6 protein-coding genes and 1 tRNA gene are annotated in these 7,031 nt (G+C 52.2%); all 7 read left to right on the top strand.

The window, feature by feature from the left end; genetic code table 11:
• Positions 1–3: 3 nt before the first annotated feature.
• The 7 genes from KDK19_RS02735 (at position 4) to rpsO (ending at position 6,930) form a co-directional block, all read left to right on the top strand.
• Positions 4–80: transfer RNA gene (locus tag KDK19_RS02735), tRNA-Met, on the top strand.
• A gap of 219 nt (positions 81–299) precedes the next feature.
• A complete protein-coding gene (gene rimP, locus KDK19_RS02730; protein ID WP_257254779.1) occupies positions 300–767 on the top strand; it encodes a ribosome maturation factor RimP in 468 nt (155 codons plus the stop codon).
• A 172-nt stretch (positions 768–939) separates the two neighbouring features.
• Positions 940–2,433: a transcription termination factor NusA gene (nusA, locus tag KDK19_RS02725; RefSeq protein WP_257254774.1), complete on the top strand. Its 1,494-nt coding sequence runs from the start codon at positions 940–942 to the stop codon at positions 2,431–2,433.
• Positions 2,434–2,459: 26 nt separating this feature from the next.
• Positions 2,460–5,036, top strand: a complete 2,577-nt coding sequence (gene infB, locus KDK19_RS02720) for a translation initiation factor IF-2 (RefSeq protein ID WP_257254775.1) — start codon at positions 2,460–2,462, stop codon at positions 5,034–5,036.
• A 99-nt stretch (positions 5,037–5,135) separates the two neighbouring features.
• Positions 5,136–5,540 (top strand): 30S ribosome-binding factor RbfA, encoded by a 405-nt coding sequence (gene rbfA / locus KDK19_RS02715; RefSeq protein WP_257254776.1) that lies wholly within the window; start codon positions 5,136–5,138, stop codon positions 5,538–5,540.
• Positions 5,541–5,543: 3 nt separating this feature from the next.
• Complete coding sequence (gene truB / locus KDK19_RS02710; protein ID WP_257254777.1) at positions 5,544–6,488, top strand: tRNA pseudouridine(55) synthase TruB; 945 nt, start codon at positions 5,544–5,546, stop codon at positions 6,486–6,488.
• A gap of 172 nt (positions 6,489–6,660) precedes the next feature.
• Positions 6,661–6,930: a 30S ribosomal protein S15 gene (gene rpsO / locus KDK19_RS02705; protein ID WP_257254778.1), complete on the top strand. Its 270-nt coding sequence runs from the start codon at positions 6,661–6,663 to the stop codon at positions 6,928–6,930.
• The last annotated feature ends 101 nt before the right edge of the window (positions 6,931–7,031 follow it).

The raw sequence follows: 7,031 nt of genomic DNA, 5'->3' as shown, positions 1-7,031 counted from the left end.
TGATGCGGGGTGGAGCAGCCTGGTAGCTCGTCGGGCTCATAACCCGAAGGTCGTCAGTTCGAATCTGGCCCCCGCTACCAAATAATTAAACCCCATTATGGGGTTTTTTGTTAGGTGCGTCAGAGTCTTTTTGGGCTTGAGATGTTGCCCCATTGAGATTCTGGTAGTTTGTTGAATTCATGCTCAATGGTGTGTGTCTTTGGCAAGCTCCTTAGTTGCGTCCAGCTGGAAGACTGGGTGCATAGAAGAGACAGGGCTTTTAAGCCCTTTTTTTGTTTTTGCAGACAGGTGTTTCCATCGTGGCAGGCAAGCAGTCGCAAGTGGAGGCATTGATTGGGCCCGTGGTTGAATCCCTTGGCTACCAGCTTTGGGGGATTGAGTTCAAATCCCAGGGTAAGCAATCCATGCTTCGCATTTATATTGATTCCCTTGATAAGGAAAAGGGAATCCAGCTGGATGACTGTGAAGTCGTCAGTCGCCAGCTGAGTGGGGTTCTCGATGTGGAAGATCCCATTACGGAGGAATATACCCTTGAAGTCTCATCGCCCGGAGTGGACAGGCGGTTGTTTACGCTTGAGCACTACGTGGCTTGGGCGGGAGCTGAGGTCAATGTCCGATTGAGGGTGCCTTTTGAGGGGCGGCGCAGGTACAGAGGCGTTGTAAAAGGGGTAGAAGACCAGGACGTGGTGTTAGTGGTTGATGATCATGAACTGCTTCTTCCCATAGAGAGCATAGACAAGGCTCAGGTGATACCGAGATTCGACTAACTTCAGGCTCATAACTGGTAATAACCAGATAAAAGATTGAGTAAAAGGTTCAGGCCGGGTTGCTAGCCGTTGTCTGCAATAAGAAGTTGATGACAGGCGAGGGTCTTCCCGGTTAACGGCCAGGGAAGTGTTGGCAAAGGCATGGACTGGTTCAGCATAGGCGAGGCAGAGCATGAGTAAAGAAATTCTGTTGGTCGTTGAGTCCGTTTCCAACGAGAAGGGCGTTCCACCCGAAGTGATCTTCGAGGCGATGGAGATCGCTCTGGCAACTGCGACCAAAAAGCGTTACGAAACAGAAGTGGATATCCGGGTAGCGATTGACCGCAGTAGTGGTGAATACGATACCTACCGTCGTTGGAGCGTGGTTGCGGACGAAGATTTCGAGTTTCCGGGCATGCACTTTACCCTGGATGAGGGTAAGGAGAAGGACGAGTCTCTGGAGATCGGTGGTGTCTGGGAAGAGCAGGTTGAGTCTGTCGCATTTGGACGGATTGCAGCCCAGACCGCCAAGCAGGTTATCGTTCAGAAGGTGCGCGAAGCCGAGCGCGCACAAATGGTTGAACAATACAGTGACAAGCTGGGCGATCTGATTAATGGAACCGTAAAGAAAACGACTCGTGACAGTATTATTGTTGACCTTGGCAACAATGCTGAAGCAGTCATGCGCAAGGACAGCATACTGCCTCGTGAGAACTTTCGTATGGGGAGCCATGTGAGGGCTTTGTTGAGTGAAATTTCCACGGAAGGTCGTGGGCCGCAGCTGATGCTGTCCCGAACTGCGCCTGAAATGCTGATTGAATTGTTCCGCATTGAAGTGCCGGAAATTGCTGAGGAGGTTCTGGAGATCAGGGCGGCTGCCCGTGATCCGGGCTCAAGGGCAAAAATTGCCGTCAAGACCAATGATGGACGCATAGATCCGGTAGGTGCCTGCGTAGGTATGCGCGGTGCTCGTGTACAGGCGGTATCCGGCGAGTTGGGTAATGAGCGTATCGACATTGTTCTGTTCGACGAAAACCCTGTCCAGTATGTGATCAATGCCATGCAGCCTGCAGAGGTTGCTTCCATCATCGTTGACGAAGACTCCGGAACTATGGATATCGCAGTCAGCGAAGATAATCTGGCTCAGGCCATTGGTCGTAGTGGTCAGAATGTTCGACTGGCCAGTGAGCTGACTGGCTGGAAATTGAACGTTATGACAGAAGCTGAAGCCGCTGCCAAGCAGGAAAAGGAAGCGGACAAGTTTAAACAGAGTTTCATTGATCTGCTCGATATCGATGAAGAACTGGCTCAGCTGCTGGTCGACGAAGGGTTCACTACGGTTGAAGAGATTGCCTATGTTCCTCTGGAAGAGATGGTGGCAATTGAAGGCATGGATGAAGAAATCGTGGAGGAGCTTCGCACTCGTGCGAAAGACAAGCTGTTGACTCAGGCTATCGCTCGAGAAGAAAAGTTAGATGGCGCACAGCCGGCTGAAGACCTTTTGGCTATGGATGGTATGGATGAGGAGCTGGCGCTGGAGCTGGCCAGTCTGGGTGTCATTACTATGGAAGATCTGGCGGAGCAGTCCATTGACGACCTTCTCGAAATTGAAGGTATGGACGAAACGCGTGCGGGTGAATTGATTATGACGGCGCGTGCTCCCTGGTTCGAGGAAGCTGGTAACTGAGCGGGCCACTGAGAGGAGAAGTGTTAATGGCAGAAGTAACCGTAGAACAACTCGCGAAGGTGGTCGGCGCTCCGGTCGAAAGGTTGCTGCAGCAGATGCAGGATGCGGGCCTGAAGCAAACCAAGGCTTCAGAAGCTGTGTCGGATGCAGAAAAGAAGCAGTTGCTGGCTCATCTGAAAAGCATTCACGGTGATCACACGGGTACGGCTGAACCTACCAAGATCACCCTTAAGCGCAAAACTGTCAGTCAGATGAAAGTATCTGGCGGTGGTGGCGCTGGTAAGAAAAAAGTTGTAAACGTAGAAGTTCGCAAGAAGCGCACCTACGTCAAGAACGAAAAAGCGGAAGAGCAGAAACCCGAAGAAAAGCGGGCTCGTGGTGACTCACGTCGTGATGGTGACCGTCCTCAGCGTCGCGATGGAGATCGTTCCCAGCAGCGTCGTGACGGCGATCGTCCCCCGCGTCGTGAAGGCGATCGTCCCCAGCAGCGTCGCGATGGTGATCGTCCGCCACGTCGTGAAGGAGACCGTCCGGCTCGTCATGGTGATCGTCCACCACGTCGTGATGGTGATCGTCCGGTTCGTCGTGATGGCCCGTCTGCTCCAAGCTTTGATCCAGCCGCTGCGCCAATGCCGACTCCGGAAGGTGATAAGCGCGGCCGTAACCGCAAAGGCAAAGATCGCCGTGATGAGCCCCGTGAAGAACGCGGTCGTCGTGGTGAGAAGCGTGGCGGACGCAACGCAGGTCGTAAAGATGATCGTCGTGGCGGCCGTAAGGCAGCCCGCACAATTACGCCTGAATCCATGGCAGCTCACGGCTTCACCAAGCCAACCGCTCCGGTAATACGCGAAGTCTCTATTCCTGAGACCATCACTGTTGCTGAGCTGGCGCAAAAAATGGCTGTCAAGGCTGCTGACGTCATCAAGGCGATGTTCAAAATGGGTTCCATGGTGACCATCAATCAGGTGATTGACCAGGATACTGCATCCATCGTAGTTGAAGAGATGGGTCACACCTTCAAACTGGTCAAGGCTGACAGCATTGAAGACTCTCTGACTGAAGATCAGGAAGATGGCGTAACCGATTTTGAGGAGAAACCTCGTGCGCCGGTTGTGACAGTAATGGGTCACGTTGACCACGGTAAGACCTCTTTGCTGGACTACATCCGCAAGAGTCGTGTGCAAGCAGGCGAGGCCGGTGGTATCACCCAGCACATTGGTGCTTACCACGTAGATACCCCGCGCGGTATGGTTTCTTTCCTGGATACTCCCGGGCACGCGGCCTTTACCGCCATGCGTGCTCGTGGTGCCAAGGCAACAGATATCGTCATTCTGGTGGTTGCGGCTGATGATGGTGTTATGCCTCAGACCGAAGAAGCGGTTCAGCACGCCAAGGCTGCTGGTGTTCCAGTCGTTGTTGCTGTGAATAAGATCGACAAGGAAGCTGCAGATCCTGATCGTGTGAAAAACGAACTGGCTGCAAGAGAAGTGATTCCTGAGGAGTGGGGTGGTGATACTCAGTTTATTCATGTGTCAGCTCTGACCGGGCAGGGAATTGATGAGCTCCTGGAAGCATTACTTCTTCAGGCTGAAGTTCTTGAGCTGTCTGCCGCAGACAAAGGTCCAGCTAAAGGCGTGGTGGTTGAATCCCGTCTGGATAAAGGTCGTGGCCCTGTCGCAACAGTTCTGGTTCAGTCCGGCAACCTGCAGCAGGGTGACAACATCTTGGTAGGTCAGCAATACGGCCGTGTTCGTGCGATGCTGGACGAAGACGGTAAGGCGATCAAAGATGCAGGCCCTTCCATTCCGGTTGAAATTCTGGGTCTGGACGGTACTCCTGATGCTGGTGATGAGCTGATTGTGGTTAAGGATGAGCGCAAGGCTCGTGAAATCGCACTGTTCCGTCAGGGTAAATACCGTGAAGTCAAACTGGCTCGTCAGCAGGCTTCCAAACTGGAAAATATCTTCTCCAGCATGGGCTCTGAAGAGAAGAAGACCCTTAATATCGTTCTGAAGGCAGATGTCCGGGGCTCTCTGGAGGCTCTGACTACTTCTCTGGAAGAGCAGGGTAACGACGAAGTTCAAGTTAAGGTTATTTCTGGTGGCGTAGGTGGTATCACTGAAACCGATGCTAACCTGGCTATGGCTTCCAATGCCGTTATCGTTGGTTTTAACGTTCGTGCTGATGCTTCTGCCCGTAAGGTGATTGAGGCAGAAGAACTGGATCTGCGCTACTACAGTGTCATCTATGACATCATTGACGATGTTAAGAAGGCTCTGGGCGGTATGCTGGGATCCGATACCCGTGAGCAGATTGTGGGCACTGCAGAAGTACGTGACGTTTTCCGTTCACCGAAGTTCGGGGCGGTGGCTGGCTGTATGGTTGTTGAAGGTATTGTTTACCGAAACGACCGTATTCGTGTACTGCGTGACAACGTGGTGATCTTTGAAGGCGAGTTGGAATCCTTGCGTCGCTTCAAGGATGACGTACAGGAAGTTCGCGAAGGTATGGAGTGTGGTATTGCGGTCAAGTCGTACAACGACGTGAAGCCAGGCGATAAGATCGAAGTTTACAAGACTGTTGAAGTCAAGCGTACTCTTTAATCAGGTTCGGCCGATCTGCTCATACTCGGTCGGTTGCCAAAGAAAGAAGCCCGCAGCAAAGACTGCGGGCTTTCTCATATCAGCAGGTTTTAATCCCCAATGGCTAAAGAATACAGTCGAACTCAGCGGGTAGCGGACCAGATTCAGAAAGAATTGGCCCAGCTGATCCAGCTGGAGATGAAAGACCCTCGTTTAGGTATGGTAACCGTCAGCGCGGTAGAAGTGTCCCGCGATCTGGCCTTTGCCGATGTTTTTGTTTCTTTTCTGGGCATAGACGACCAAGAGGGCGTCAGCAACCAGAAAAGTGTTGATGAGAACCTGGAGGTTATGCAGAGTGCTGCCGGTTTCCTCCGCAGCGAGCTGGCCCGTTCCATCAAGTTGCGTATCATTCCCCAGTTGCGTTTTCATTATGACAACAGTCTGAGGCGTGGTGCGTATATGAGTGAGTTGATTGCAAAAGCTCGTTCTGGTGACAGTGATCATCAGGGTGAGTCTGAGGAGTAATTGATGTCTAAACGCAGACGTAGCCGTGGCCGCAGGGTGGACGGTATTGTTGTTGTGAATAAGCCTAAGGGTGTCAGTTCCAATGACGTTCTGCAACGTGTCAAGCGGCTTTATGGTGCAGCCAAAGCTGGCCATACCGGGAGTCTTGATCCTCTGGCTACCGGAGTTTTGCCGGTCTGTCTGGGCGAGGCGACAAAATTTTCACAGTATCTGCTGGAATCGGATAAGTCCTACAGAACTGAAGTCAAGCTGGGTATCCAGACGGAGACCGGTGACCGTGAAGGCGAGATAGTCGAGCAGCGTCCGGTGAATGTTACCCGTTCTGAAGTTGAAGCTATCCTTGATCGCTTCCGTGGTGAGGTTGATCAGATTCCCAGTATGTATTCAGCGCTGAAGCACAATGGTGAACCGCTTTACAAGCTGGCTCGTCAAGGTATTGTTGTTGAGCGTCCGTCACGACGCATCACCATCTATCGTCTTGAGCTGCTGGACTTTGAAGGTGACAGGCTGATCCTTGAAGTGGATTGCTCCAAGGGCACTTATGTTCGTACTCTGGCTGAAGATATTGGTGCAGCTCTGGGGTGTCTCGGGCATGTTGCCGAGCTGCATAGAATGAAGGCAGGCCCATATACTGAACACCAGTCCTACACTTTGGCAGAGCTCGAAGATATTCGCGACGGCGGTGGTCACAAGGCTCTGGATGAACTGCTGCTGCCATTGGATACTTCTGTGAGTGACTGGCCTCAGATTCGTCTGGGGGCAACCAGCAGCTATTACATCAGTCAGGGGCAACCGGTTCAGGTGCCTCAGGCGCCTACCAGTGGTAATGTCCGTATCTATGGTCAGGAAGAGGTTGAGGGCCAGGAAGTGCTTCGATTCCTGGGTATTGGAGAGATTGACGAAGACGGTCGTGTTGCACCCAAGAGACTGATCAGTTCCGGAAACTAAGACAGATTATCTTTCTGCAGTATGGTGGCTTTAACGGACTGGCTTCCGGCTGGAGGTTGATGTTAGAATTCGTCACCTGATTGGCAGCAGGTGCTGCCAAGGCTTAATGGTTGGCTGTAAATATGCACGGTCATACCTGCTTGTTGATGCATATTAAACGGAGTGTAAAGCAATGGCTTTGACTGCTAAAAAGAAAGCAGAAATTATCAAGGAATTCGGTCGTAGTGAAGGCGACAGCGGTAGCCCTGAAGTTCAGGTTGCTCTGCTGACTGCAAACATCGAAGGTTTGCAGGGTCACTTCAAGGCAAACCACAAGGATCACCACTCTCGTCGTGGGCTGATCCGCATGGTAAACCAGCGTCGTAATATGCTGAACTACCTGAAGGGCAAAGACGTTGAGCGTTACCGTTCCCTGATCGAGCGTCTGGGTCTGCGTCGCTAACAGCTATAGCGTTATTGATCCGGAAGGCTGACCGGGAAGAGACTGTCCTACGCGGCAACTGCTCCTGCGTTGCTCTAGCTCCTGCATCCATGCAGTCGTGC

The sequence above is a fragment of the Endozoicomonas sp. ONNA1 genome (genome assembly GCF_024606325.1).
Classification (GTDB): Bacteria; Pseudomonadota; Gammaproteobacteria; order Pseudomonadales; family Endozoicomonadaceae; genus Endozoicomonas_A.
The sequence above is the reverse complement of the archived record's forward strand: the minus strand, read 5'-3'. Positions and strand labels throughout refer to the sequence as shown.

Excerpts from the sequence above, each read along its gene's own strand:
- nusA (WP_257254774.1), top strand. The coding sequence starts at position 940 with ATGAGTAAAGAAATTCTGTTGGTCGTTGAGTCCGTTTCCAACGAGAAG.
- rpsO (WP_257254778.1), top strand. The coding sequence starts at position 6,661 with ATGGCTTTGACTGCTAAAAAGAAAGCAGAAATTATCAAGGAATTCGGT.
- infB (WP_257254775.1), top strand. The coding sequence starts at position 2,460 with ATGGCAGAAGTAACCGTAGAACAACTCGCGAAGGTGGTCGGCGCTCCG.
- truB (WP_257254777.1), top strand. The coding sequence starts at position 5,544 with ATGTCTAAACGCAGACGTAGCCGTGGCCGCAGGGTGGACGGTATTGTT.
- rbfA (WP_257254776.1), top strand. The coding sequence starts at position 5,136 with ATGGCTAAAGAATACAGTCGAACTCAGCGGGTAGCGGACCAGATTCAG.